1 protein-coding gene is annotated in these 469 nt (G+C 55.9%); it reads right to left on the bottom strand.

What is annotated here, in order from left to right:
• Positions 1-439: FAD-dependent monooxygenase (locus VG556_RS22440; RefSeq protein ID WP_423180060.1), on the bottom strand; the 439-nt coding region annotated here is incomplete at its 3' end.
• Positions 440-469: the final 30 nt, after the last annotated feature.

Here is a 469-nt window from a genome sequence, read left to right as displayed (position 1 = left end):
CGACAACTAGCCACGGCTCGGGAAAGTTCTTTCCTTCCATTTTTATCCCAAGCACTTCGCGTACCTTACTTCGCCCCCCATCTGCGCCAATCAGGTAGCGTGTCCGGATCATCTGGGTGTTTGGTGACACGTCAGATTCACCGCAAGCGTCATTGCAATCGCTGAAGCGGAAGTTGTGGGTAGCCTGATGGGCTACGTGAACCCACTCGCTATCCTGCTGGAAGGAGACGAGCTCCCTGCCTCTACGGACTTGCACATTGGCGTGGCGTGAAAGAAGATCGCTCAAACGGGTTTCTAACCACGGTTGGTACAAGAAGTTGAGAACGGGCCAGCCATATGGCCGTTTCAGCTTCCAGTATCGCGCCAGGATGCTTCCATCGGCGAAGGTCCATTGTGCCGGAGTATCTACCTGCATATCCGCAGCTAGCTCGTCGGCCACGCCTGCGGCCTGCATAACGCGCATGCATTC

The sequence above is a fragment of the Stenotrophomonas sp. CASM106 genome (assembly GCF_049384825.1).
Classification (GTDB): Bacteria; Pseudomonadota; Gammaproteobacteria; order Xanthomonadales; family Xanthomonadaceae; genus Stenotrophomonas; species Stenotrophomonas muris.
This window is presented reverse-complemented; position numbering and strand designations above follow the sequence as displayed.